The organism is Paraburkholderia caffeinilytica, assembly GCF_046030355.1.
Lineage (GTDB): Bacteria > Pseudomonadota > Gammaproteobacteria > Burkholderiales > Burkholderiaceae > Paraburkholderia > Paraburkholderia caffeinilytica_B.
Map to the genome: position 1 here is coordinate 307,413 of NZ_JAQQCQ010000001.1, position 24,100 is coordinate 331,512.

21 protein-coding genes and 1 tRNA gene are annotated in these 24,100 nt (G+C 57.1%); 9 read left to right on the top strand and 13 right to left on the bottom strand.

Annotated elements, in window-relative coordinates; genetic code table 11:
* Positions 1 to 19: 19 nt before the first annotated feature.
* Positions 20 to 919, bottom strand: a complete 900-nt coding sequence (locus PQQ95_RS01310; RefSeq protein ID WP_408433975.1) for a c-type cytochrome — start codon at positions 917 to 919, stop codon at positions 20 to 22.
* A gap of 296 nt (positions 920 to 1,215) precedes the next feature.
* Between PQQ95_RS01310 and PQQ95_RS01315 the strand changes: the two genes are divergently transcribed.
* Positions 1,216 to 1,291: transfer RNA gene (locus PQQ95_RS01315), tRNA-Arg, on the top strand.
* A gap of 102 nt (positions 1,292 to 1,393) precedes the next feature.
* On the opposite strand, the gene PQQ95_RS01320 is transcribed toward PQQ95_RS01315, so the two are convergent.
* The 6 genes from PQQ95_RS01320 to PQQ95_RS01345 all read right to left on the bottom strand — a co-directional run bounded on the left by PQQ95_RS01320 (position 1,394) and on the right by PQQ95_RS01345 (position 9,593).
* Entirely contained in the window at positions 1,394 to 2,809 is a 1,416-nt protein-coding gene (locus PQQ95_RS01320; RefSeq protein WP_408433978.1) for a TniQ family protein, read from the bottom strand.
* Complete coding sequence (locus tag PQQ95_RS01325; RefSeq protein WP_408433981.1) at positions 2,806 to 3,891, bottom strand: ATP-binding protein; 1,086 nt, start codon at positions 3,889 to 3,891, stop codon at positions 2,806 to 2,808. The genes PQQ95_RS01320 and PQQ95_RS01325 overlap by 4 nt, the downstream gene beginning before the upstream one ends.
* A 13-nt stretch (positions 3,892 to 3,904) precedes the next feature.
* Positions 3,905 to 6,835, bottom strand: coding sequence for a TnsB C-terminal domain-containing protein (locus PQQ95_RS01330; protein WP_408433984.1), 2,931 nt, complete (start codon positions 6,833 to 6,835; stop codon positions 3,905 to 3,907).
* 106 nt (positions 6,836 to 6,941) lie between these two features.
* Positions 6,942 to 7,676: a hypothetical protein gene (locus PQQ95_RS01335; RefSeq protein WP_408433987.1), complete on the bottom strand. Its 735-nt coding sequence runs from the start codon at positions 7,674 to 7,676 to the stop codon at positions 6,942 to 6,944.
* A 913-nt stretch (positions 7,677 to 8,589) separates the two neighbouring features.
* A complete protein-coding gene (locus PQQ95_RS01340) occupies positions 8,590 to 9,072 on the bottom strand; it encodes an HAD domain-containing protein (protein ID WP_408433990.1) in 483 nt (160 codons plus the stop codon).
* A gap of 8 nt (positions 9,073 to 9,080) precedes the next feature.
* A complete protein-coding gene (locus tag PQQ95_RS01345; protein ID WP_408433993.1) occupies positions 9,081 to 9,593 on the bottom strand; it encodes an HAD domain-containing protein in 513 nt (170 codons plus the stop codon).
* Positions 9,594 to 9,760: 167 nt separating this feature from the next.
* Here PQQ95_RS01345 and PQQ95_RS01350 point away from each other — a divergent pair, with 167 nt between their 5' ends.
* From PQQ95_RS01350 to PQQ95_RS01375, 6 genes are all read left to right on the top strand, one after another.
* Positions 9,761 to 10,288 (top strand): DUF6471 domain-containing protein, encoded by a 528-nt coding sequence (locus tag PQQ95_RS01350; RefSeq protein WP_408433996.1) that lies wholly within the window; start codon positions 9,761 to 9,763, stop codon positions 10,286 to 10,288.
* 271 nt (positions 10,289 to 10,559) lie between these two features.
* Complete coding sequence (locus PQQ95_RS01355; RefSeq protein WP_408433999.1) at positions 10,560 to 10,829, top strand: hypothetical protein; 270 nt, start codon at positions 10,560 to 10,562, stop codon at positions 10,827 to 10,829.
* Positions 10,816 to 11,025, top strand: coding sequence for a BPSL0761 family protein (locus PQQ95_RS01360; RefSeq protein ID WP_408434002.1), 210 nt, complete (start codon positions 10,816 to 10,818; stop codon positions 11,023 to 11,025). Before PQQ95_RS01355 ends, PQQ95_RS01360 begins: the two co-directional genes overlap by 14 nt.
* A gap of 513 nt (positions 11,026 to 11,538) precedes the next feature.
* Positions 11,539 to 12,066, top strand: a complete 528-nt coding sequence (locus PQQ95_RS01365; RefSeq protein ID WP_408434005.1) for an HAD domain-containing protein — start codon at positions 11,539 to 11,541, stop codon at positions 12,064 to 12,066.
* Between the two features lie 84 nt (positions 12,067 to 12,150).
* A complete protein-coding gene (locus PQQ95_RS01370; protein ID WP_408434008.1) occupies positions 12,151 to 12,531 on the top strand; it encodes a protein Asterix in 381 nt (126 codons plus the stop codon).
* A 370-nt stretch (positions 12,532 to 12,901) separates the two neighbouring features.
* A complete protein-coding gene (locus tag PQQ95_RS01375; protein ID WP_408434011.1) occupies positions 12,902 to 13,876 on the top strand; it encodes a hypothetical protein in 975 nt (324 codons plus the stop codon).
* A gap of 207 nt (positions 13,877 to 14,083) precedes the next feature.
* Here PQQ95_RS01375 and PQQ95_RS01380 read toward each other — a convergent pair whose 3' ends face one another.
* The 3 genes from PQQ95_RS01380 to PQQ95_RS01390 form a co-directional block, all read right to left on the bottom strand.
* Positions 14,084 to 15,424 carry an RDD family protein gene (locus tag PQQ95_RS01380; protein WP_408434014.1) on the bottom strand — a complete coding sequence of 447 codons (1,341 nt, stop codon included), beginning with the start codon at positions 15,422 to 15,424 and terminating at the stop codon, positions 14,084 to 14,086.
* 16 nt (positions 15,425 to 15,440) lie between these two features.
* Positions 15,441 to 15,815, bottom strand: coding sequence for a hypothetical protein (locus PQQ95_RS01385; RefSeq protein WP_408434017.1), 375 nt, complete (start codon positions 15,813 to 15,815; stop codon positions 15,441 to 15,443).
* Positions 15,816 to 16,011: 196 nt separating this feature from the next.
* Positions 16,012 to 17,757, bottom strand: coding sequence for an SIR2 family protein (locus tag PQQ95_RS01390; protein ID WP_408434020.1), 1,746 nt, complete (start codon positions 17,755 to 17,757; stop codon positions 16,012 to 16,014).
* 831 nt (positions 17,758 to 18,588) lie between these two features.
* Between PQQ95_RS01390 and PQQ95_RS01395 the strand changes: the two genes are divergently transcribed.
* On the top strand, positions 18,589 to 19,683 hold the full coding sequence (locus tag PQQ95_RS01395) for an ArsO family NAD(P)H-dependent flavin-containing monooxygenase (protein ID WP_408434023.1): 1,095 nt from the start codon (positions 18,589 to 18,591) through the stop codon (positions 19,681 to 19,683).
* Complete coding sequence (arsC, locus tag PQQ95_RS01400) at positions 19,680 to 20,102, top strand: arsenate reductase (glutaredoxin) (protein WP_408434026.1); 423 nt, start codon at positions 19,680 to 19,682, stop codon at positions 20,100 to 20,102. The genes PQQ95_RS01395 and arsC overlap by 4 nt, the downstream gene beginning before the upstream one ends.
* Positions 20,103 to 20,109: 7 nt before the next feature.
* Here the strand turns inward: arsC and moaA are convergent, their stop codons facing one another.
* The 3 genes from moaA to PQQ95_RS01415 are packed head-to-tail and all read right to left on the bottom strand — an operon-like array spanning position 20,110 to position 24,092.
* Positions 20,110 to 21,210 carry a GTP 3',8-cyclase MoaA gene (moaA, locus tag PQQ95_RS01405; protein WP_408434029.1) on the bottom strand — a complete coding sequence of 367 codons (1,101 nt, stop codon included), beginning with the start codon at positions 21,208 to 21,210 and terminating at the stop codon, positions 20,110 to 20,112.
* 16 nt (positions 21,211 to 21,226) lie between these two features.
* Entirely contained in the window at positions 21,227 to 21,556 is a 330-nt protein-coding gene (locus tag PQQ95_RS01410) for a c-type cytochrome (protein ID WP_408434032.1), read from the bottom strand.
* A 58-nt stretch (positions 21,557 to 21,614) separates the two neighbouring features.
* Positions 21,615 to 24,092 (bottom strand): arsenate reductase (azurin) large subunit, encoded by a 2,478-nt coding sequence (locus PQQ95_RS01415; protein ID WP_408434035.1) that lies wholly within the window; start codon positions 24,090 to 24,092, stop codon positions 21,615 to 21,617.
* Positions 24,093 to 24,100: the final 8 nt, after the last annotated feature.

A 24,100-nucleotide genomic window follows, 5' to 3' on the forward strand; every position in this document is an offset into this window, starting at 1 on the left:
AAACGGTCCCGGACGTGTCTTATTTCACCGCGCTGACCATGTAGTCGACGGCGGCCTTCACGTCCGCGTCGGAAGCAGTCGAGCCGCCTTTGGGCGGCATCGCGCCCTTGCCGTGCAGTGCGTAGTTGTAGACCGTGTCGATCGGGTCTTTCAGGCGCGGCGCCCACGCTTCCTTGTCGCCGAACTTCGGTGCATTCAGCACGCCCGCCGCGTGACACGCCTGGCAAACCTGCTGATACAGCGCCTTACCGGCTTGCGAGGCGTCGGCGCTTTGCGCCGCGCCTGCCGCCGGTGCAGCGGCTTGCGGCACGCTGGCCATGGCTGCGATCGCGGCAGCGGCCTGTGCGGCTCCAGCGTCCGAAGCACCCGCCGGCGCTGCGGCGGCCGCGCCAGACGCGGCGGCTGCCGCACCTGCTGCCGGTTGCGCCGGTTCAGGGAAGCTGGCGCCGGAATTGTTCGCCATGTAGGCCACTGCGCGGGCGATTTCGAAATCGCTGTAGTCGTCTGGGCTGGTGCCGCCGCGCGCGGGCATCGCGCCCTTGCCGGTGAGGGCCGTGTGCAACAGCGTGTCGAAGCCCTGCGCGATGCGCGGGGCCCAGTCGGCGGTATTGGTGAATTTCGGCGCGCCTGCTGCACCCGACGCGTGACACGCCGAGCAAACGGCTTTGTAGACCTCTTCGCCGGTTTTGTAGACGCGCGGCGCGTTGGCATCGCGAATGTCGACTTGCGCGAACGGCTTGATGCGCGCGCTGACCTCGGCGTCGGAAAGACTGTCGGTGCCGGCGCCGGTGCGCGTCGAATTATCGACGTAGATCACGAGCAGAACGATGATGACGATCGGTACCGCAAAACTGGCAATGATCGCGGCGATGAGCTGCCCGGGGGTTTTGATTGGGGCTCCGTGTGGTGCTTCGCTCATGCTTGTCTCGTCTCCGTGGGTATGTGAGCGGTACAGCGTGACGGCAACTTCTTGTTCTTTAATCAGGCACGGACGATTATAGACGCAACATTTCGGCGGCGGCGAGGGGCGTGGCGAGGTGTTCAGCAGGCGTTTACCCGCATCGCGGGGCGCGGCTGGGGCCGTCTGGATGGTGGGCGGGTGGCGCTCCATCCCGCCATATAGGCCGTCCGGTGGACGGTTTGGCCGAAACCGGGTATCCTTTCGGTCTCGCTTTGGCGTCGCTCCTGTTCAGGTTGCCGCGCTTTCGTGTTGAAGCGCCCGTAGCTCAATGGATAGAGTACTGCCCTCCGAAGGCAGGGGTTGCTGGTTCGATCCCAGCCGGGCGCACCAAGAAAATCAAGTACTTAGCGCTACCTAGCCAGTGTGGCTTTACTCTACAGATGTCGCAAACGACAGATGTAGGTAACCGTCAGTGTTACAGAAAGTCCATAGTTAGACTCCAGCGCGATTTGTTGCTCTTCTTGAACGCGGCAATGGCGCTGCGCCTCCCCTCGACGCTATTGGCACTCCGCTTATGGCGTGTGCGTTCACTTGGGCCCGCTCTGCCGCTCGAAACTCAGTGAGTGGTAGCCCCCGCGCTTTCATCCTTTCTGCAACGAGCCTGCGCGACGGGTAAAAGCCCGTCTTCAAAATTGCTAGATGCTCCTCTAGATAGGTCTGATTGACGAGATTGCGTCTCCGCTGACTGACCGCCTTTCGAAGTTCTTGTCCGTCATGGACAAACTGCGCGTGTTCAGTTGGGAAGTGCTCTCGCAGCGTTTTGTAAGATAAATTCAATCGCCTCGCCGCGTCAGCGGCGTCAGTCGCTTCGCCACTATCGAGAAGTCGTCGAACCTCTGCCCGCTTTCTCTCGCTTGGGGCCTTATACAGGTTGCGTTTTCGTTCGAGAACCTTCGTCTGATGGTCATCTGGCTGTTGACGCAACGATGACGGAGCGACCCATGTACCGGAAATCACATCCGCGATACGGCACCTGCAACTGTAGGCAATTACGGCCAGACGGGGCAGGCTAATCCGCACTCCCTTCCGCATCCAGCCGAAAATCTGCCCTTTGTCTACGCGGAAGTGCCTCCCAAGGACTGCCGCTTTTCCATTGAAAAAGTCGTCTGCCGCATGTTGAAGAAACCGGGATTGCGCCGAGGCCGAGAATCGCAGTTCTGGGCAACGAGTGGAATCGTCCAACAACTCTGCAATCAGACGAGCAATCTCAATCTCAAAATCTGATGCGGGGACGGGCTTCATTGAAGCGTTTGCTGCGCGTGCGGCAAATTCGAGGTCGTTCTCTGCCAGCTGGGCGCGGGAGTAGTACTTTGCAGGGGTGGGCAGTTCTGAAAGTTGGAGGGCGTGCAACGGACAAGCTTTAACGGCTGAGAGACGCCAAAGCAATCGGTCGTATTTGTCGCGACCGGCCATTTCGTCTTCTCGGTGACACTCAATGCAAACTCTTCTGTTTTGATTCTGTAACTTGAGCAGCGGGACAAGATTCTTCAGCGGCAGAAGCGAGCATAGCTGCAAATCCTCACGCATTGTGAGGCGGTTGAGTGTGGTGGACCAAATTTGCGCTTGCTGTCTACACCCAGCTAGGAGAATCGAGTAGTCAGAACGACCAATGTCGCGAGCCATGCGGTCATCGGTTACATGAAATAGCTCTCGTGCCCCTGGTCCCACAACGCGACTGGTGAGCGTCCCTCGTGTAATTCCGTGAGCAGCACTCAATCTCGCAACGTAGCTACCTAGGTGTTCCCGGTTTTCCCCGCAGCAGCCGTAAGGTGGGATATTGAATAGAGCCGACCGTTGGGGCATATCATCGGGCCAGCCTCCAGGAGTTGTGGCCGAAAGGACGCTCATTTTGCCGTCTCCTGCCGACTGTCTTTCCTTTTCCCCGTCGTTTTTTGTGCCGCGAGTCGTGCCAACATTTCTTTTTCGCTTGGATAGGTTCTCGCTTTCGGCGACTTCAAATACCGTTTGATGGCCATCTCTCCTGCCAGGGTCTCCATCGAAATTTTCTCGTAAGCGGCTGGGACTGGGCAGGCATTCCACAGGTAGTCGTCTTCCCATCGCTTCAGGCCGTCATATGCACACGCACGTACAACTTTGGCCAAGGTTTGCGATGCGTAACCACACAGTCCCATGTGAGCGAGGAAGAGCGGTTCAATGTATTTGCTAAGGGGTATCTCGAAAGGTAGCGGTATGAATCTCTGGAACTCCATTAGGAAGGTTGCGAACTCCCTGAAGCCCTCCTCTTTGCACCGATATCGAGGGAACTCCACCACTTCTAGGCGACGGGTCAATTGGCCACTTGCCTCCATAAGCCTTTCCGAGCCGTAGGCGCCCACGAGAATGAGATTGAGGCCGGCGCGGTTCGCCAGAGATTTCAGCAAATTGCCATACTGGAGAGGCGGTGTCGCACTATCAGTCAGGTGCACTGCCTCATCAAGTATTATGTACCGGACCTTGCGTTGACGAAGTGCATGGTCCAACATCATTCGGCTGCTCTTGATTGCAGCGTTCATACTTTCAGGCGTATTCGCCTGACTCGACAAAAAAGCAGGTGTTATCGTAACGAGGTCCTGAAGCATGTTTTGATAGAACAACTGCCAGTTAATCTGTTTGCCGTCCGCAGCATCAATTACGCTCAGAACGACCGGTATCGAACCGAGGTCTTCCTGTATTTCAACCTCGTGCCTCTTTAATAACTCTTCCATCAAAAGCTGTGCGAAGGTCGATTTTCCAACACCGGCTGGACCAGACACGATTGTTATCGAAAGCTCGCCGTGCGGCGTCGTATTCTCACGAACTCGCTTGCGCACGACCTCGAGGTTCGGGTGGGTGAATCGCAGCGAGCGCAGATAACCGAATTTGTCATTAGGACTCCCATTGATTGCTTGTGCCAAACGAGATGCTTGCTCCAAAGTAAGGCGCTGTTCCATTCTTTCCTCCGATTCAGATGGGCCCTTGTGTGTGCAGTTTGTCGAAGTCAATCTTGAAAATATCTTGTCCCGGCAGGATGGGTTCTTGGGTTGTTGGTAGCCGAGGGTTGCGGAAAACGGACGTGGCCGCCTCTTCCGTGCGTTCGGGCACAGTGAGCGCGACGGGCATTGAAATGATTTGGTCGGTAGTCAGCTGAGACTGGTCTTCGATAAGTCGTGCATTCCCATATACCTGCCGGGTTGCTTCAGTTGCTGCGGCTGCATCTGGCGGACGATAGTCTAGGAGGACAGATTGGAGCACGAACTCCATGTCTTCTTCGCTCACACCCCGGCTACGAAGGCGCACCTCGTAGATGACGTAACGCCATTCGATAGCCGTCAGCTTTCGATACTTCATAAGCAACTGCGAGGCGCAGCGGACCCAGTCGCCTTTTACCTTCGCATAGGCGATGCTTACGTCCCACATGTCGACCAGCACATCGAGCTTCTGACCGTTACGAAGTGAACTATCTGAAAACTCTTTGCACGTATACCAGATATGTCCAATCTTGATGCCCCGTTGTTTATCGAGCAATCGCGTGGAACCATGGGTCGAAGGTGGCACACAGGTTCGGATGTAGAACTGCCCTTCGAAATCGATTCTTCGAGCGAGGCGTCGGCCAGTTTTGCCCAAGCGCAAATGCATATACTCGACGGGCGCGTGGTCATGGGCGGGGTGAACGCACAGGTTATAGTCCTGGAATAAATAATGGTCTAACAGGCCATGAAGCTGTGCAAAAGTTAGAAGTTCGCCGCTCAGTGGATTGATTGACTTTGTGACCGTTCTCACGTTGGCAAGCGCTTTGGAAGTGCCGAGTAAATTGTGGATAAACTCCGTGTTGACGGTTCCGAAAAGCCGTTCGATGACGTTCCCAAACCGCGCCTGATGCGCTGGCCGGAACTGTAACGTGATATCGAGCCAATCGCATAATGCATCGAACGCATCCGAGTGAAATTCCTTGCCGTTATCGACGACGATAAAGGCGGGGACTCGCCTGTGCACCTTTACTATCGCTCTTAGGACCATCATGCAACTGACCGTGCTCGGCGCGTGCAAAGAAAGATAGAAGCCTAGGACGGCGCGCGATTCTGCGTCGATTGCGAGCGTCAGCCATGGCCGACGGCGAAAAATCCGACCACCCCTTCCTCGAATTACGATGAATATGTCCAGCTGTGTGTGGTCGATGTGCACGCGATGAAAAGGCCGTCCGCCGTGTATCTTATCGGTCAGGTACAGATACCAAACTGCGGGTTCCTCGGCATAGACCACTCTGCTGCCACGACGCGCTTTCTTGTCGACAAACTTTTTTGCGTGCAGAGTGAGTGTCTTGCGGGATACGACATCGATGCCTTCTTCAGCACTAAGCCGCACATAACGCTTGTAGTTCGCGCTCCCGCCTGGGTTGGTCGGGTTATTCCCTTCTTCTATAACCCGACGAATGAGGTCCAACTGCTTCTGTGAAATCTGGGAGCGCCCACCACTGCGGCGCTTGCGCGTGGCCGCCCAGCGTCTGGCTGTAACAGAGTCACCGGCCTCCCGTACCTTCTTCAAGATGCGTTGGATTTGACGTTTGCTTAAGTTCGTGCGGACCTGCTTGCCCTCCTCGATAGCCTTGACCATCAGGAGGCGATTCTTGCCCTCAATAATTTGTTCGTCTGTGAGTCCATCGATTCGCGATAGGGCGTCGTCGATAGAGCGCGTTGTTGCTATTAAATTGATGTCGCGCCGGTACAGCGCCTGCTCGAACATGGCGATTGGCATCAGTGTGCCGACACGCGATTGCTGGTCGAAGTAAGAGACCGTCTCGCTGTTGACCATCGAGACCTCGAAGACCTCTGGCCGGTCGCGATACATGAACGCAGTGCCGATGTCGACATTGAACAGGACTTCGTCGTTTGTCGCCCTTGGCACCGGACGGCTAAAAACGACTGCGTCCAATTGCGCGCGCGACGCGCAGACGAGTACATCATCGGGCTCGGAGAGTTCATCGAAATCGAGGTCAACGAAGAGCCGCTGCGCGGCTATGGCCTTATAAACATCGTCTACAAGGAATGCGTCTTGAGGTGTCTCGACAATGAGGTCTTCGTTCCAAGGTGTGCGGTCCGGGTAGGCATGACTCAGAAGAAGCCCCAAGGTCATGGGGCAGGTACTGCTGGTAATCTTCTCAATCGCTTGCCATGCTGACTCGGTGAGGGGCGCGGCTCTACCGTTGAGGAAGTCGCTCAGGAAATCGATGTTTGATACAAACGTCGGATTGTTCTCATCGCTGGACCGTAAGCAATAGGTGATTCCGAGGTTGCCGAAGTGAAGTTCGCGCTCCGGACATCGCCACGTTCCGTCTTCCTCTTGGAAGAAGCGCGAGGGATACTTTGACTGCAGAAGCTCAAGGTCATGGGGGGTCTTCCACTCGTCTAGATATAGCCCGTACGCGGTTATCCGAAGGATGTCGGGTGTGTACTTGTACGGCGCGGCGTAGACAGAGACGGTGCCGTTGGCCAACTTGCGCTCCATCGGAACCGTCAAGCGGATTTGGGGTGGTTGGCAGTAAATTTCGTGGGTCGCCCCGTCAAAATCATAGCGAAGGACCGCGCCAAACTCGGGGCCGCGGCTCTCAGTGGCGAGGCGCCGCCCCATCTTCCGTGAGGTATAGCGCGTGACGACGTTGCCGACCTTCGACTGCACTTTGCGCGTGGGCGAGTTGGCACGCGCGTCATATACATAGGATTGCCCCGAGAGCGGCGTGCCCCATTTGACGAAGCAGAGAATCAGTTCCTCGTCACTCAATGGACCGATAGAAGTCCCAAGGGGCGCGTCCTCTGCCCAATGTCGTTCAAGACGTTCCCATCTTGTAAGCGAGGGGACCTGTGTGGGAAGCCGTACGGCGGGGGGATTTTGATTTTCCATCTGCACCTCATCGAGTTGCCCAAATCCATCGCTCGAAGTTCTTTGATGCTCTGAAAGCCGTCGCCGATGGAGCCCTTCGCCCTTATGGATGCGCTTAACGATGCGCTTAACGCGCCCGGAGGATGGGCCTGCCCATGCGAGGCGGCGCGTGTTTCCCGCGTAGGAACACCGGCAGTTCGCCGACGGCATATCGGTAACAGATAAGCGCTTTTAGGTCCGTCGCACGTTGTTCGTCCCAAGGCTGAAGGCGCTGCCACAACAGGGAGTGGAGCCACGTGTCCAGGATGCCTTTCAACTGCTCGCGGGATAGCGCTCTGACATGACCGACTACGCGCTCAAAGCTCTCAGTCGAGCTCGCGACCTGATAGTCACTGTTGGGACGGAAGATGGCCGTCCATAGTTTGACGTCGTCTTGGGGCCGGCGGAGGATGAATTCGCTTGCTATCGAGGGCGTCGTAGCGACGACGGCCTCGAATACCGCGCCCGTCTCAATATGCTTGACGAGCAAAGGCTCGAGGGGGCGCTCTTTGATTTCCCAGCATGGCTCCCATGCGAAAGCGGTTTCCGCTGTCCGCGCATCCAACTGAGCGCGCACGACGGTACTTGTGCAAAGGTGCCGGATGCTATTTGGGATTTCAATTTGCCGACGCCGGCGCTTAATGACCTGCACGTTCGGAATACTGGCAGTCTCACGCGGCATGCCATGCCCTGACGGCTGTGGTTGATGGGGAGGCCTATGCAGTTCCCCGCGGACCTCGGTCGCGAGCCGGCTAAAACTTTGCACCCCAATCGCGAACTGCTCCAATTCCTTCACGAAATACTCGGCTGTCCGTTGCATCATGCCGCTCCTCAAATGTTGTCCCAAGGCGCGCAAGAGTCCCCGCGGACTTGCGAGAGCGCAAGCCCGCGAACCCACTTGCTCAGGTTTCGCTAAATGGCGTGCAGCGAAAACCGAAAGCGAAACTGTCGACAAGTAATCTCGTACGTAGCCTGCGGCTCGAAGGCAGTTGGCTTGGCCCAGAGCGGGCTGAGAGAGGCGGGATTTCCAGGCGCCTGAAGAGGCAGCGACGGGTGGGGAAACCTACTGGGAGAGCGGGGAGGCGGGGAGAAGAGTCCGAGGGGATGAGGCCAAAAAAATGGGGGGCAGGTGACTGACTCGGCGGAAGTTAGCCGGAAGCTTCGTTGCCGGTCAAGGTTGACCTGAAGATGACGCCCAATTGGGCGAAATTGGCTGCAATTTGGTCGCATTTGCGTAAATAGCTCCACGTTCGTTGAAGCGAGCGAAGTCCTTTGACGCCTAGCGACCACCATGAGAGAATTTGGTTGCCAAACCGTGTTTCTTCTCATGGAAACGCGCTAGGGGTCGGTGGTTCGAGCTTGCTCGGGCTTTCCGACCCCTTCTCATTTGTGCGCCGCAAAAACGAGACAGGATGGTTTGCCCTTGGGCTCGTACATCTCAGTTGTCAGTTTGCCAAACCGTGTCTCACCTCCTTTAGGTTGGGGCCGTTGGCTTGTCGGTGAGCAAATTCTCGCATGCTGTTCTCACCAAGAAAAGCATTTTTTTGAGATTTCGTGCGGCACTTTCAACGTAATTTGGGCAGTAACAACTAAATAATCGTCAAAATGCGCATTTACACACTGTTGATGTTTTGACAGCAACTGTATATATGGCGGTGCTGCGGACCGGGCCGTTTGACGCAGTCAAGACAGTTGCATGCAATGCAAATAAGACGTTATACATATAGTATGCCTAACTAATTAGGCAGTAGTGGTGTCAAGGAGATTCTGCGCGCAAGGGCCCTCCGAGCTGCTATTGACGCTAGTCCTACCGTCGGGTCTACGAGAAGCATATGAGGAATAAGGTCCCGCGAATAGCGTGAGTTGGAGTTATCCAGTACCAGGACCTGCCGCTTGTTTTTGGAGGCAATGTGTCTCTCCGCCTCTTTGGAGCGGCTTGGGAGCGAATCATATCTTGATGAGCATTCGAGCGTGGTGTCGACGACTCTGCTGGCAAGTGCCGTCGGAAGCAGCTCGAGGACCGAGTCAATACACACGAAGAACGTCCACCACGTGTTGAGAACGAGTTCTACTTCGTCGTGTTGTTCGAGTATCTCTGACAGCAAACCTGCATGCTCGAATGCGCTGTGACCCGTAGCAACAAGCGAGGGAGTGAGCCCCTCTCTATACACCACTTGGTCTGGATGCAGTACGCCGTCGAAGTTCAAATATAATGTCATTTGGAGTCCTACGTTGAGACGTTGGTCACGGTCTGTAACGTGGTTACGGAAGAAAGTAGCCTCAAAATATCGTTGCAAAAATTTCCGAAGAGGTCTGGCCGCAGATAATCTACAAGCACTGTTCTTGACGCATATTCGAAAGGAATTGCGGTCCGCGATGCGTCTACGATGGTCAAGCTTTCAGGACAACGACGATGGATGTCGGCACGAAGGAAATCGAGGCGAGTTTGCTGCCCTGGCTCTCTCCTGTGCATACGGTTGCCAGGGGTTGTGGCACCGATGGTCCTTGAGGCAATCTCATCTGGCAGCATCTGAACTAGACGGCGGTAGCCAAAATCGGCGACCCACCAGCTGTTGAGAACAATTGCCAGTTCGGGTCTGGTCATGACGATTTGAGCAATGTTCCTTGAAAGGCCAAACTCGTATGCGGCTCCCGGGTTCTCAAGTTGGTAATGTGGAATGCGTTGCGAACGTCGAGGAAATAAAACGCCTTCGACGCCTAGATATAGGATGGAGGTCATGACCGGCTTCGCTGAAATTTTGCCGCCGTGGCAGCACGCGCCCGAAGATAAGTCGGCTTGCCGCTTTAGAATGAGCGGAGGCGCGAACGATGCTCTCAACGTTGGGATTTGACTTGTCGAGAGATTGTGTGCGTTTACACACACCAAAATAGTTCATGCAAACGCAAATGCAAGGAAAACTTGTGGAAAGCGTGGATGCCACGTGGGCGCAACTCGTGTCTCGCGCGGTTCGCGTCGCGCTAACTCGACAGGACGTGAGCTATGCGCAGCTTGCAGCTGAGCTTACGCGGCTAGGTGTGCCCGAGTCCGCACGCTCGGTTGAAGGAAAGGTTCAAAGAGGCACCTTCCGCTTCGTTTTCTTCCTGCAGGCATTGACGGCGTCCGGCGCGGACTGTCCGGTTGCCTGGGCACGCGTTATGGCTAGACGGGGCACGTGGGAAGAGCGCGCGACAGCAGTCTTTCAGGACGCATTGGCCCTACAACCATGGTTAAGTTGGCGCCAGCTCGCGCACCGACTGGCGGAGATTGGTGTTGAAGTGCAGCCGGAAGTCGTCGAAGGTCATGTTGCCGACGGTACTTTTTCCGCTGCCTTTTTCTTTCAATGCGCGGCGGTCTGCCGGTTTGAAGGCATCCATCTCTTCCTCGACACCTCGTCGTTGAACAGCGCTGCGCTCGCGGGCAAGCCTGCTGGCTGAATAGAGCTAGCAAAAACTCTTGCAAATGTGCCACCGGCGACTATAGTGGATTTCGCGTGTAGAAACACACGCAAACTTGCGGGCAAAAAGCAAAATAATAACGGCCTCGCGACCATTGCCCAGGTAACGTCGCAGTCCTCTAGCCCTCTGCCAGTGTGGCTTAGAACCGGATTGTCGTCGTCGCCCCAGCCGCCCGGGTGATGTTATGCCTATATGGAAAGTCGAGCCGTTATCCGTCGCGCCAAGAATTACCCTCTTGCAATGGCGGGTGATGATGATAGTGCCAGACGGCACCGTCCACTTTGTTGGGCTAAACGCCGCCACACATCGGGGCCGCGTGAGCTCGGCGCTCGAGGAGCTCGATACTGTCACTGGTGAAGGGCGCACGCATTCCGGTCGCATCTATCGACTGGTCGGTGGCAGTGGGTTCACAGGCATCGCCGAATACGTTTGGGCCGAGTGGTGTGCAGTCAATGAGGTCGAGCGCTACATCGACATGACGGAGTACTACGAGCCGGAGGTGCCTTATGACGACGCCTAACCAGCGGACTCGCGCGGTACTGGATGCCCGCGAGCTTTTATCTACCCTAGCTGCTGGCGACGAGATTACGATTCCCGGTCTTGTCCGCAGCGTTGCCATAGCGCTCCTCCGGCACTATCCACTTGAGATTGATATTTCGGTTTCGGCCACGATGGCGCCGGAAGTTTGGGCCGAGCCAGTCCGGAGGCCGCGATGAACAAGGCGGGACGAAGGCAGCCAGAGTGGCTGTCGGGACGCCTTCGGCCCGATGCTGCGGTTTTGTACTGCGACTTTGACCATACCTTCCGCCGCCTCGAGCTAAAGTTCGGTCCGCCCGCTACCCCCGCAGCTCGGGGCGGCTCAGAGAGGCCGACATGAAGTGTAAGCGACAGAGACGTTTGCCCGGCATCGGTCCCGAGACATCGCGCGTTCTTGATTACGCGTTCAGCGGGGTCATCAGGGAATTGGCACGTCTGCTAAGGAGACATCTGACTCGGCGCCGGAAAGCTCCGACGCGGCGAGGCGAAACTGGGATATCAAAGCGCGACGTCTTTCGCCTTCTGTGCGCGGCATTCTCAAGAGCAATGCTGAATCCGCGCGGTGACGTAGCGCGGGTGGCCAAACAACGAAGTGCGCTGGCATTCGTGCTAGCCGCCGCCGATATCCCTGCCGCTCTAGCTATGCCGGGCATACCAACGGAAATACGTCGGGCTCGCAAGCGGAGCAGACGATGACAAAACCACTCGAACAGCCGCAACAATTGCTCGCTGACGAACCGACGCTCTTTCTCAACTATGGCGGCGTGTTGAGCGTGGGACACGGTTTGGTCGACCACAACGGCGTTATAACGTTGGATTCAGGTCGCCCCCTGCTTGAGTTCGCCCCCTATCTTCTGGAAGTCCTTGCACCGTGGCCACGGGTACAGCTAGTTGTTACCAGCTCTTGGCTGCATACGCTCGGCGCTGAACGGACCATCGCCGCGCTACCAGACCAGCTGCGTCTAAGAGTTGTAGGCACAACACTTGGCACACCGCCCCGCTTTGGCGAAATCAGAGACGGGACGGCGAAGACGATGACTGCCATTCGTCACGCGGCGAAGCATGGCCTGACGACGTGGCTCGTGGTTGACGACGAGGCATGGGGCGTACCTCCCGGGTTCGAACAGCATTTTTTGCATACAGACCCGGCAACGGCACTCGGCTCGCCGGAAGCACTTAAACAGCTACGAGAGTGGCTCGAAGCCGCGTTTAAGCCGTGATTAGTGACAATTCTTCGAGGAGCAATCGGTCGGCTTTCTAATCCACGACCAACTTGAGAAACGCGGCGTGGAATGGAGGGAATTGTGGAAAAAACTGACAGCAGACGGATGGCAATTAGTCGCGACTATCTGAACGACGCGCGGCGTGAGGAGTTATCGCGTTCGACACGGTTTAAATGCGCTTGGGAAGCAATTTACTTCTGCTGCTGCGAATACTTTGCTAACAAAGGTAGTTGCATCGATAGCCTCGAACATCCGGACGCCAACGTCGTGGAACAACTACTACGGGAACTCTCGCTGTCTCCAGACGAGCGGAACCTGGTTGAAGCACTTTTCCGGTGGTCGTCATACCTTCAGCCGCTGTTCCCAGAGCCTCGCTCCCCTGAAGAGGCTTGCCACCTTGCAGAACTCGTTCACGGTCAAACTGCGACACTGCTGGCCGCGATGAAAACAAGCAAGAAGTGAATAATGAAAGTGTTCGAATTATTGGAATTGCTGCGTCGCGCAGACCCTGAGGCGCGCGTGATGTTTATGCGTCGTGGCGCAGAGGAACAGGATGCCCAGGAGGTCTGAGATATCTGCGCGAGTGACATCGGGTGGACTCGCGAATCAGGTGTCGACACAGCGGCCATTCGAATTCTATAAACCTGGCGGGCATCCCAAGCACTGCCGTAGCGACTGCGAGCAAATCACTTAACAGCCAGTCTCCGTCATTTTTCTCACAGTTGGCGAACGTGACCAGCGACGGTGACATCCGCGCGCACTCCTCTAACGCGCGGTCATCTTCCTTCAACTCAAGGGGAGTGGTATGGCCAGAAGCGGTTGGGAAATAGCAATGCGCCGTATCGATAGCGAATTCGACCTTGCCCAGTTCGAAGCGTCCTCGCTAGTGCGTAAAATTGCTGGGAACGGCTTTCGTCTGCCGGCGGCCGAGCGCGCTAAGTTTCAGCGGCTACCTGACGAGGTGATTGACCGCATCCTGCATATTGTCCGAGAGGCTTACTTAGAAGCAGGCGAACAGATATCTGAAGACATCCTCCGCGAGGACCTTTGGCAGCAAGCTTTGACTTCCCGGCGCGAGATGATTGCGAACGGCGACTTGATTTCAGAAGCGGAATTTCGCAGGCGCTGCAACCTGACAGCGCGACGGCTTTCTGTGCTCCTGACGGACGACAGCGTTTTTACGATTAAAGTAGACGGCGTGGAGTATTTCCCCGCTTTGCTGGCAGCTCCGGCAAATCAGCGAAGGAGCGTATACGAAATTTGCCGAGTCATTGCGACCGCGCCCTCGGACGCAAGACTGGACTTTCTATCCTCTCGCCGGGGAAGGCTCGGCGACCGCAGTCCACTTGAAGTGCTGAAGGATGAGAATGGGTTCAAAACGGTCAGTCGAATGGCCGCGGCGTGGGCTGCGGAGTGGTCGCGCACTGCTGTCAAAATTTACGAGGGTACTCACGAGACCGAACCGGCCGATGTTGAACCGCTTTACACCGCGGCTGTGAACGTTGACCCCAGGGGGGCATTGTGGGACCGCGCGTCTGTGGCACTGCGTACGCATGGCAACCAATGGCCGCTCGGTCCATACCCAGACGCTCGTAGATTTAGCCTTCTCGTTGAACGTCAAGCGGTTGGAGATGCCATAGCGACACCTGAAGCCTGCGTGCAAATCCTCGTAGATGGCGAATACATCCGAGTCCGAATCGTCGCGGCACCAGGAACTGCGCTTCGGTCGGAAACGGTGCAGGCCCGTGAGCGCGAGACAATTATTGACGTGGCGAAGCGGGTCATCACTCACCTTTGCAAGAGTTGAGCAATAGTTGTGCGGTTGCGTTCTCACACACGCGCAATGCGCCTTGGTAACCGTTCGACATCGTGCTGACCCAAACACGTCAACGACACCGACCAACTCGGAAATGCCACACCTACATGTCGTGGATAGCCGCTCGAGTAATCGGACAGTTGCGCCAACGCGCGGGTTAAAGACGCGACAGCCGACAGGATTCGCGTGCAAGCCTCGCTAAGGTATCAAGGTCTGCAGCACGTTCTGATAGACCGCCGCTTCCTGTGCGCCTGACTCCTCCCTGCCTTCAGGGCCGGCTTCAAAAACGCGCCAGTAACCCCGGTTGCCAGCAAAAACATGTGCGCGGACCGTCATGGCGTCCTTCATACCGGAGGCCACGCCAGAGCCGCTACCTGTCCACACCTGTCGAGAGCCGTCCGTGGTCACTGCTCCATCGCGGATGAGGGCGAGCGTCGGGTTGCCTACCAGCAGCGCTTGGGCATAGTCCTCCAGCGAAGCGTCTGTCTCTTCGAAACCTATCCCAAGAACAAACTGGTTGGTAGAGTCGACGTACAGGTACGTGTTCGGCGGCAATTTGGTACTAGTGGGCAGCAACCGCCATTCCGCCGGCAGGATAACCGCGTTTTTTTGCGTAATGGGATTTTGCCAAGTGACGGGCGGCTGGTTCTGAGCCATGACCTGGCTTTGCTCCATCATCTTGCCGTAGCCCAATACTGCAATAAACGCCACGGCGAGCGTTAACGCAACAAGATAGTGGCCGAATCTCCGAGGCGCCTTCGGAACACGGCATCCATACCGTAGGTCCCAACGTGTACGTTCACCTTTCGCGACCGTGCGATAGCTGGCTATCTCGGTGAAGAGCGCCACGATGGGGATACCTAGCCCCAGCCCGAAGACCCAGACGTAAGCATTGCGGGCGGCGTACGAGCTAGCAGGTAATGGTTCGCCGGAAAGTGTTTCCACCTTGACGCCCAGCAAACCTTTGCCAATGGTGCTGCCGAATGCGGCATAGACGAGCGAGTCGAGAACCAACGCGAACGGAATCATAAGGATGCCGCTCAGCGTGTTTTGCGAGGAAGCCGGCATATTCCCAAAATCAAGCAGGGACCATCCGAACTTCAGATTCAGGAGGCCGACCACGAATCCCACGACTATCGTCCACACATATAGGTCCAGTGTCCGAGCACAGAAGCGGCGCCACGGGCCGGCAAGCGCATCTACGGCCACAGACGGTTCCCAGTCCCTTGTCGATTCAGTTGCGTCATGTGCTGGCAGGGTAGCGGGTGATGCGCTCGCGGGTATCGCGCTCACCGGAATTGAAAACGAAGGCTCAGCAGGCGCAGTAGGCATTGCGATTTTCGTTCGCTCTGCGCGTTGACTGAACACGCCTGCAAATACCCAGCCCATGCCCCATAGAACACCGAGGGGAATTAGCCCGACCACGGCGAATGTACCGCCGGACAGTCTGCCATTTTCGTAGGAAATCGAATAGGCAATAATTGCCCAGATTGCGGATAACACGATTGCCAGTCGAAGCGGCCACTTGGCGTTGCGCATGCACCCTCCAAAAGAATTACTGGGTCGGGTCGAAGAAGCTTGTGATGCCGGCGTAGGTGACAGCGTCCAGCTCTGCACACCCCAACTTCTTCAACGCAGTGAAATGACGGTCGTTCAGCCACCTGTCGGCACCGGCGTCACGCAAAATAAGCCGAAACGCCCGCACATCTTCTTTGCTCGCAAACAGCTGCGCGATGTACCGGTCACCGTCAAGCATGCCTGCTTCGGCCGCTGCAGCGAGGCTATCCATCGCCCAAGACAAGCCGGGATTGCCCGGCATTGTCAGCAGAGCCGACAGCTGGATTGGAGTCAGTGTTTTTTCGCGATGATGCCAGCCACCGAACTCGACACAGGCGGCGGCCACTTTTTGTCCCTCCTCGGTCTCGAACATCAGTTGGGACGGTTGCGGGCGGTACGCGTTGACCCACTGCCATCTGCTTCCTCGATTTTGATTGTTTGATTTCGACGAGTCGAGCGACCCGCTGATGGCAATTACGGCATCATGCGCAGCTTCTTTAAATGTTGGGACTGTGTTTGACTGTTGCCGTTGCGGACGGCCCCGGAATGAACCGCGTACAGGTCGTTCACTACCAGCCCCATCCGAGCTTGTTGGTAAAGGCATTTAGGGTGGTTAGGGAGGCTCGGCACTCATCCGCCGTCTTCCCGAATAGCCCAGCTAAAACGTAATCGGACTTTGCGCCGAACTCATCCAACGACGACGAAATGAGGGCACTGACCTTCTCCCTGCTTGCAGGTCGATGCCCATAACTTCCCGGGGGAAACCAGTCCCCGTAGCTGTTCGGCCCTCTGCTTTGATGGCAGGCCAACGCGACAATTATTTCGACCCAGTCGAAATGCATGTGGAATTCTTCTTCAGAGATAAACTCATCTCCCAGTGCGTTCCACAGCGTCTTTTGCATCCAGTCGCTCACGGGGACGTAGCGACGGTCCATGCCCTCGAGAAGTTGTCCCCAGCGCCCGTCCTCCAAGAAGCAGGCGGGAGGGAGTGCAATGGACAGGGGAACGTCTGTATTGTGCTGGCGGACCTTGCCCTCGAAGAGTTTGGACATCGCGAGCAAATTGTCCCCGAGAGACGCCCCTAGCAACGCAGCGTAGGCAACTAACGTCGCGGGGTAGTTCTGGTAGTTGAGCCACAGACTAAGTCCGCTGTTCTGACGAGCCGCATAAACGCGGTCGAGTGCACGCCCCAAAATTTTTGCCACTGACGCGTCGCCCCATCTTCCACACGTCAAGGCGACCGCAGCCAGCGTGGTCGCCATCGACTCATACGTTCGCACCTTTTGCGTGATGGATTCCCTGCTCGGACTAGTGGAAACATCGGCGAACGGCCCTGCTCGCAGTTGGGTCGACAACTCTCGGCCAAGATTTTCAATCAGGTCGGCCAGCCGAATGCGATGCTGGGTGTCACTTAGGAATCGCTTCGCGGAGGCAATCGCTATGTCTTTTGAAAGGGGGTGCGGTCTGCTGAACTCTTCAATGGACTCGATTTTCGTTTGCAGGTCGTCGAAAAAACTGTCTGCGTCGTTGATGGGCAAAGTTAGTCCTCCCCGTCGCGCAATCAGGTCCTTCGCAGCCTGACCCGGCTCCCCTCGAGAAGCCCAAAACATAGAGTATCGACGTGACGGCGCACGCTCAATGTTTGCTCTCAGAGCCGTATCCCACTCGGCTGACCATCCGCACGTGACAAGCCCAAATTCGTCGAACACTTGCGCAAGGAATGCGTTCATCCGCTCGTCATATTCGGCGAGCTCAGTGGGCGTGTTGCGAATACGTGTGTCGAGATAGTCACCGTGGACCTTCACGACACAGCATTTCATGTGCGCGAGCGGCACGGCCCCCTCGATATAGTCCGGCGCGCTCAACACAACCGGCGCGATTCCTTCATCTTCAAGCGCGCGCTCCATGAGCCTGTCGAAGTTGGTCGTGATAATGACCCGCACGTAGCCGGCAAAGGTCAGTTTGGCGATGGCGCGGTGCGCCTTCGTGGGCATCTTTACGCCCTGACCTTGCTCGTCCGCCGAGGGTTCAAAATATGCCCGCAAGAGCTGCTGCCGTTCGCTTGGCGTTTTCGCAACCATATCGAGCAACTTGCCGTAGTCGGGCTGTTCGCCAAACTTCGCGGCATACCACGCAGCCGGGTCCGGCTCACATTGTTCCTCGGAAAGCGCGGCCACCTTACGTATCAGTTCGAGAACTATCTCCCAGCCAGTAGGGATGCGCGATGAACGCGATACGCCTGAGCCGAGCAGAAGCGCGTAGGCGCCTTTGTTCGACTGCATCGAAAAGGCGAGCGAAATGAGCGGGTCGAGCATTTTTATTCCCCGGACAGCTTGGTGTATTGGTCTTCGGCTTTGCAGGAAAGATGTCCCAATGGGACTGTTGCCCTGCAAGCCGCTGTGGTTCCGTGCTGATGGTGCGCCATCGGCGGAGCCAATATCTATCGACAATATTACCTGTCTGCTCGGGCGCTGCTAAATTTTTAGATGCCGCGCCGGCTAAGGTCATTCGCTAGATATGTCTTTAACCTCTTCTTCAATCTCAAAAGTCTCTTCGACATATAAAGCCATAAAATGGACGGCGCTCTTTTTCACGGGGGCTGCAGTTGGGCAGTGGGCACTTCGTAGCAATTTCCAACAGCTGAAAGGATGGCCGACCGTGAGGATTGCTCTGCCGGTCCACATACCAGCTCGCAGCGAGTACTGCATTACCGTGCCGTGAGCAATCATCTATTCGTCATGCGTCAACTTTTCCGATATCCGTAAAGTCATCGCAGCCTACACCGGGCGGCTTTCGGGCGGTACTCACCCTCACACCTACCTCGTAGTGCCTCTACAGCGTCGGGAGAGCTCATTGGCAGCGCTCGGCAGATACCTCAAACCCAAAAGCTGTTACACGTGAGGCATGCGATATCTGGGGCAACAACTCCTTGAGTTCCCGCAGCGCGATGTGCCGCTCGGCGCATGACATGCCAGCCATGCCGGCATAAAGCTCTAGCCCCCGGTCTATGAGTAGCTGCAGGCGTGCGGCGGATGGTCCGAGGCCGCTGGCAATCTTCCGCAAGTCAGAAATCACTGCGCACCTCGCTTAATCGTGTTGAGCGCGACATATCCGGTATTATCGAAGTATCACCTGGACGAGCGTGTATGTCTAACAACACTGTTTCGGCAGTCAACGAAATCGATGTCGCCGTTATTGGCGGTGGTCAGTCCGCCTTGGCGGTTGCCTATTTCCTGCGCCGCGCCTGTATCGGCTATGTCGTGTTTGATAACCAGCCAGCCCCGGGTGCGGCATGGCAGCACGCATGGGATTCATTCCACCCTTTCTCCCCAGCGCAGTGGAGTTCGCTACCGGGATGGCTCATGCCGGCGACCTCAGAGGCATACCCGTCGCGCGAGCATGTCATCCGCTATCTCACTGAATATGAAAAGCGCTACGAGATTCCGGTGCAGCGTCCAGTGCAGGTTACGTCTATCTCGCAACGTGCGAACGGGCTACTGCTATCGACGGACCACGGTGAATGGCTCGCAAAAGCAGTCGTCAGTGCGACAGGCACATGGGGCCACCCGTACATCCCTGAATACCCGGGGCAGGCGGATTTCGGTGGTGAGCAGGTGCACTCCGCGCATTACAAGAATCCGGAAGCGTTCCGTGGGAAGCGCGTACTCGTCGTCGGAGGCGGCAACTCCGGTGCGCAGATACTTGCCGAACTGTCGCAGGTTTGTCATGTGACATGGGTTACGTTGGAAGCGCCAACGTTTCTTCCAGATGACGTAGACGGTCGCGTGCTGTTTGAGCGCGCAACAGAACGTTGGAAAGCTCAGGTTGAGGGCCGCCCGGACCCCGCACCCGCGGGTGGTCTCGGTGACGTCGTCATGGTGCCGCCCGTTCGGGAGGCACGTGAACGTGGTGTGCTTAAGTCGGTTCGACCTTTCGTCCACTTCGTCAACGACGGCGTTGTCTGGGCGGACGGGACGCGCTCGCAGGCCGACGCAGTCGTCTGGTGCACCGGGTTCCGGCCGGCGCTTGAGCATTTGCGGCCCCTGAACGTCATCAACGCCGCGGGCCGAGTCGACGTGATGGAGGGCCGTTCGGTGGCGCAGCCCGGATTGTGGCTTGTTGGCTACGGTGAATGGTGCGGCTTCGCGTCAGCCACGCTCATCGGGGTGATGCGCAGCGCCCGGTCCGCTGCGGCACAGATTAAAGAATACCTATCTTCATTTGAGGAGCAAACGGCATGACTGTGACGATTTACCACAACCCTGATTGCGGAACCTCGCGCAACACCCTTGCGATGATTCGCAACGCCGGCATCGAGCCGACAGTTATTGAGTATCTGATAACGCCTCCATCGCGCGAGACGCTTGTAGACCTTATCGAGCGGTCGGGACTTAGCGTGCGTGATGTAGTGCGCCAGAAGGGCACCCCGTATGTGGACTTGGGGCTCGATGACCCACTGGTCAGCGACGACCAGCTCATTGACGCAATGCTGGAGCACCCCATTCTCATCAATCGACCGCTTGTGGTGACCGACCACGGCGTGCGGCTATGTCGTCCGTCTGAGGTGATTCTCGACATTCTGCCCGAAGCCAGCACAGTGCCATTCGTGAAAGAAGATGGTGAGGTTGTCGTCGACGAGACTGGCAAACGCGTGCGATAGGGCGCGCTTAACCGCCGAGCAATGACATTTCGGCATGGCGCTCCGTACCCGGTGCGCCAGATTCGCCGCGTAACTCGGAATAGCGGTCTGTCCTCTCGTGCCAGACGCTGCGTAATATCCCGGCGATGTCATCGCCACCGTTACGAAGCGCCGTGCGTACGTCGAGGGCTTCCGTGCCAAAAAGGCACGTGAAGAGCCTCCCATCAGCGGTGAGTCTTAGCCGGCTGCAATCGGCGCAAAACGGTTCGGTCACGCTCGAGATGAAGCCAATGCGGCCAGAGCCGTCGAGAAAATCGAACGTTCGCGAGGTCGACCGCCCGGGACGCGCGCCCGATGGCGCCAAAGGAAACACCTGGCCAATCCGCCGGACCAGCTCTGCTGAAGGAATAACTTCACGCAGTTCCCAATGATTGGTGCTTCCTACGTCCATGAACTCGATGAAGCGCGGCGTTACTCCCGTGCCTTTGAATCGTTGGACAATCGGGATAATCTGGTCCTCGTTGACGCCCCGCCTGACAACCGTGTTCACCTTGACCGGCGAGAAGCCGAGTTGTCGCGCCGTTTCGATTCCATCAAGCACCGCCTCTATCTTGCTATCACTGCCGCTCATTGCGCTGAACGTGTGCTGGTCGAGAGCGTCAAGGCTCACGGTGATTCGGGTCATCCCGGCATCGCGCAGGGCGGCTGCTTTTCTGGCGAGCAACGAGCCGTTCGTCGTCATCGTCACATCCACCGGGCCGCCATCCGGCGTACGAAGCTGCGACAGTTGGCCGACGAGCACCTCAATGCCCTTGCGCAGGAGCGGCTCGCCACCCGTAAGACGTATCTTTTCAACACCGAGTGATACCGCGGCACGTGCCAGCCGCTCGATTTCTTCGAACGACAGAATCTGCTCTCGGGCAAGGTACTGATAATCCCTGTTGAACACGTCCTTCGGCATGCAGTAAGTGCAGCGGAAATTGCACCGGTCGGTTAGCGAAATGCGTAGGTCGCGTAAAGGTCGTCCAAGCCTGTCGAGCGTCTTCCCTTCGTCCAATGCTCGCCGAACCGCGACGGGCAGTCGCGGTGTCACGTGAATGGGGATGACCCGACGTGCTTTCAGTGACATGGCGGTTGTTCCCTTATTACTGTTTCGGGGCACCGGCCAGCACCCACGTCAGGACCACCTTCAGGTCGGCGTCGCTGATGCTCGGATTGGGCGGCATCGGGACCGCACCCCACACGCCCGACCCACCGCCCTTAACCTTCTTCATGAGCGTGGCCATGGCTGCGGCATCTCCTTTGTATTTTTCCCCGACATCGTGATATGCGGGCCCGACGACCTTGTGGTCGACGGCATGACAGCTGAAGCACATATTCTTGCTGGCAATTCCCTGCGCCTTGGCCGCATCGACATCGGCGAAAGCGTGGGTGGCGGCAAACATCGTCAGGCTGGCGATGAGCAGTCGATTCATCTTCCCGTCCTATGCAAATAAAAGAGACCACGAGTCGCTGTCTCGCGGTCGATGGAAATCAGGCGAAGCGCCGGCTCTTGAAACTCACGGTTCGCTTATAGTCATCCATGCTGCCGACGCGGCGAAGGTTCGCCCAGGTGCCCTTGTAGTAAGGAATGATGTTGCGGTCGGTCCAGTCAGTGGTCACATCGCCCTGAATGCCATTGACGTAGCCAAACATCATGAAGGTCTGGTTCGGTTTGATTTCCTTGGTCGGGTAGGCCATCGCGTAGGTCGAGCCAAAATCGTTGAACACCTCTACGATGTCCCCAGCCGCGAGATTCAATTCTTTCGCGTCCTCCGGATTTACCTCGATGTATGCCATCGGGTAGCGTGCACGTATGAACTCGTTGTACTGGTCGTGATAAGCCGTTTGCCAGACCTCATTGTTCCGCCCGTTGTTAATCCAGAAACGGTACTTCTCCTTCTGCTGGGCGACAGTTTTCGGCAAGCCGTTCCACGGCGCCGGCTTAAACTGAGCCTTGCCGTCTGGGGTGTCGAACTTTGAATCGGTGTAAAGCATCTCGGTGCCGACCAGGTTCCCACCTGTATACGACTGCACAGGAAGTTGCACACCGTTGTTGCCAGCGGCCCGGAGCCGCTCATATGTGACGAGATTGCCCGTAGGACCACCCTGACTATCAATCTTCGCGACGCCAGGCTGACCAACCTGCCGGAAGCCATCATTGAAAGCGTCTTCCTCTGTCTTCCAGTCGAAGCCATTGAAGCGCGCGGCCATGGTCGCGTTACCGTCGGCTTGGTACATCGCCTTCAATGAGTTGGCGATGCGAGCAGCAATGAGTGAATCCGGCATCGCGCTCCCGGGCGCATCCATGAATTTCTGCGACAGCCGCATACGCCGCTCACCGTTCATCGAGGTCAGGTTCGCCTCGCCTGGATGAGCCGCTGGCAGCATCAGGTGGGCGGCCTCCGCGAGCTTCGTCGGATAAAGATTCACGGATGTAACGAACAGGCCGCCTTTACTGGTCGCGTCAAAAATGACATCGACCAACTGGGCGTCGGTCGCGCCCTTTGCCTTCTGCATGGCTTCCTTGACGATTTGCGACCGACGCAACACGGCTTCGCGGAGGGCCTCGGCGTTGTTGCTCGTCTGGAAGTTATTGCTGCCCCACCAGGTCATCATCCGCCCCTTTCCCTGGATGAGCTGCTGGTCGATATAGATTTTTGAGTCGCCCGGATAAGGTGGGCGCGTATAGCCCTCCTGGTGACCGCCCATGCGCACGACGCCCGTACCTCTGCGCCCTACGTTATGGGTCGCCAGTACGAGGTCGACCAGCGACGACTGAATCAGATAGTTGTCGTTGCCCCAGATGATTCCTTTCTCGTACGCATGCATCGTGCGGGGCATTTGACCGGACGCCTTAGGCTTGTAAGCCCATTCGGCCGCGGTGCGCAGTTTTTCCACAGGAATGCCCGTGGCCTTGCTAGCATCTTCCAGCGACATCCTGTTGGTCTTCACCGCGTCGTCGAAGCCGTTCGTATGCTGATTGATGAAGTCACGGTCAATCCATCCCTGTTCGACGACATGAGTGAAGAGACCATTGAACAGAGCGACGTCGGTGCCTGGCAGGATGTCGAGATGTAGAAGGTTGCTGGCACCGGCGACCTGCTCGGCGATGGCTATCGTGGGAGTGCGTCGTGGGTCTACGAAGATAATCCGTGTTGCTGGCGTGGCCTCGCCGGAAAACCGTTGTTTTTTCTTGTCGGCGGTCCCGCCCTGCAAATTGGGCACCCAGTGATTCAGGAAATAATTGGTCTGAGTTTCGTAGGCGTTGTTGCCGATAGCCATGATGACGTCGGCCAGTTCAGCGTCCTCGTAGGAGTTGTTCAACTCGCCGATACCCATCTCGCGCGTGGCGTGGCACTCAGAGTTGTACGCAGGACGGTTGTGAATGCGGACCATCGGCGTCTGCAGCGCGGTAAACATCAGCTTGCCGGTGGCCCACGTGTTTTCGAATCCGCCGCCGGCTCCGCCATGGTCAAAGGCCGAGAAGACAATACCGCTCGGACCATCTTTATCCAGTGTGCGTTTGAGCAGGCCGGCGTAGATGGCCATCGCATGGTCCCAGTCGGTATCGACCCACTGGTCGCCGGCATAGAGACGCGGATTTTTCAGCCGTTCACGCGTGAGGCCATCGGCGTTGTACATGTAAGTCGCCATCTTGCCGCCGCGCGTCGAACTGAGGCCGCTGTTCACGACGCACTGACGGTCGGGAACAATCATGATGCGGTGTCGGCTTCCGTCGCGGTCTGTCACGACGTTTGTCATTGCCGGCGTTAACGTCACCGCCAATGGCGGGAGCTGTTTGTTGTAGTCGAGCCCGAGCGCGTTCTGGGAAGGTGCACGCCCGCCTTCAACGTTCTCTGGCCACTTGAACACGTTGTATCCGCAACCGACGATGCAGAAGTGGCACGTCATGTTCGTGCGTTGTGCGTTCACCGGCGGCAACGTGATGCGGTCGCTCTGGTTGTCCATGTCGCTCC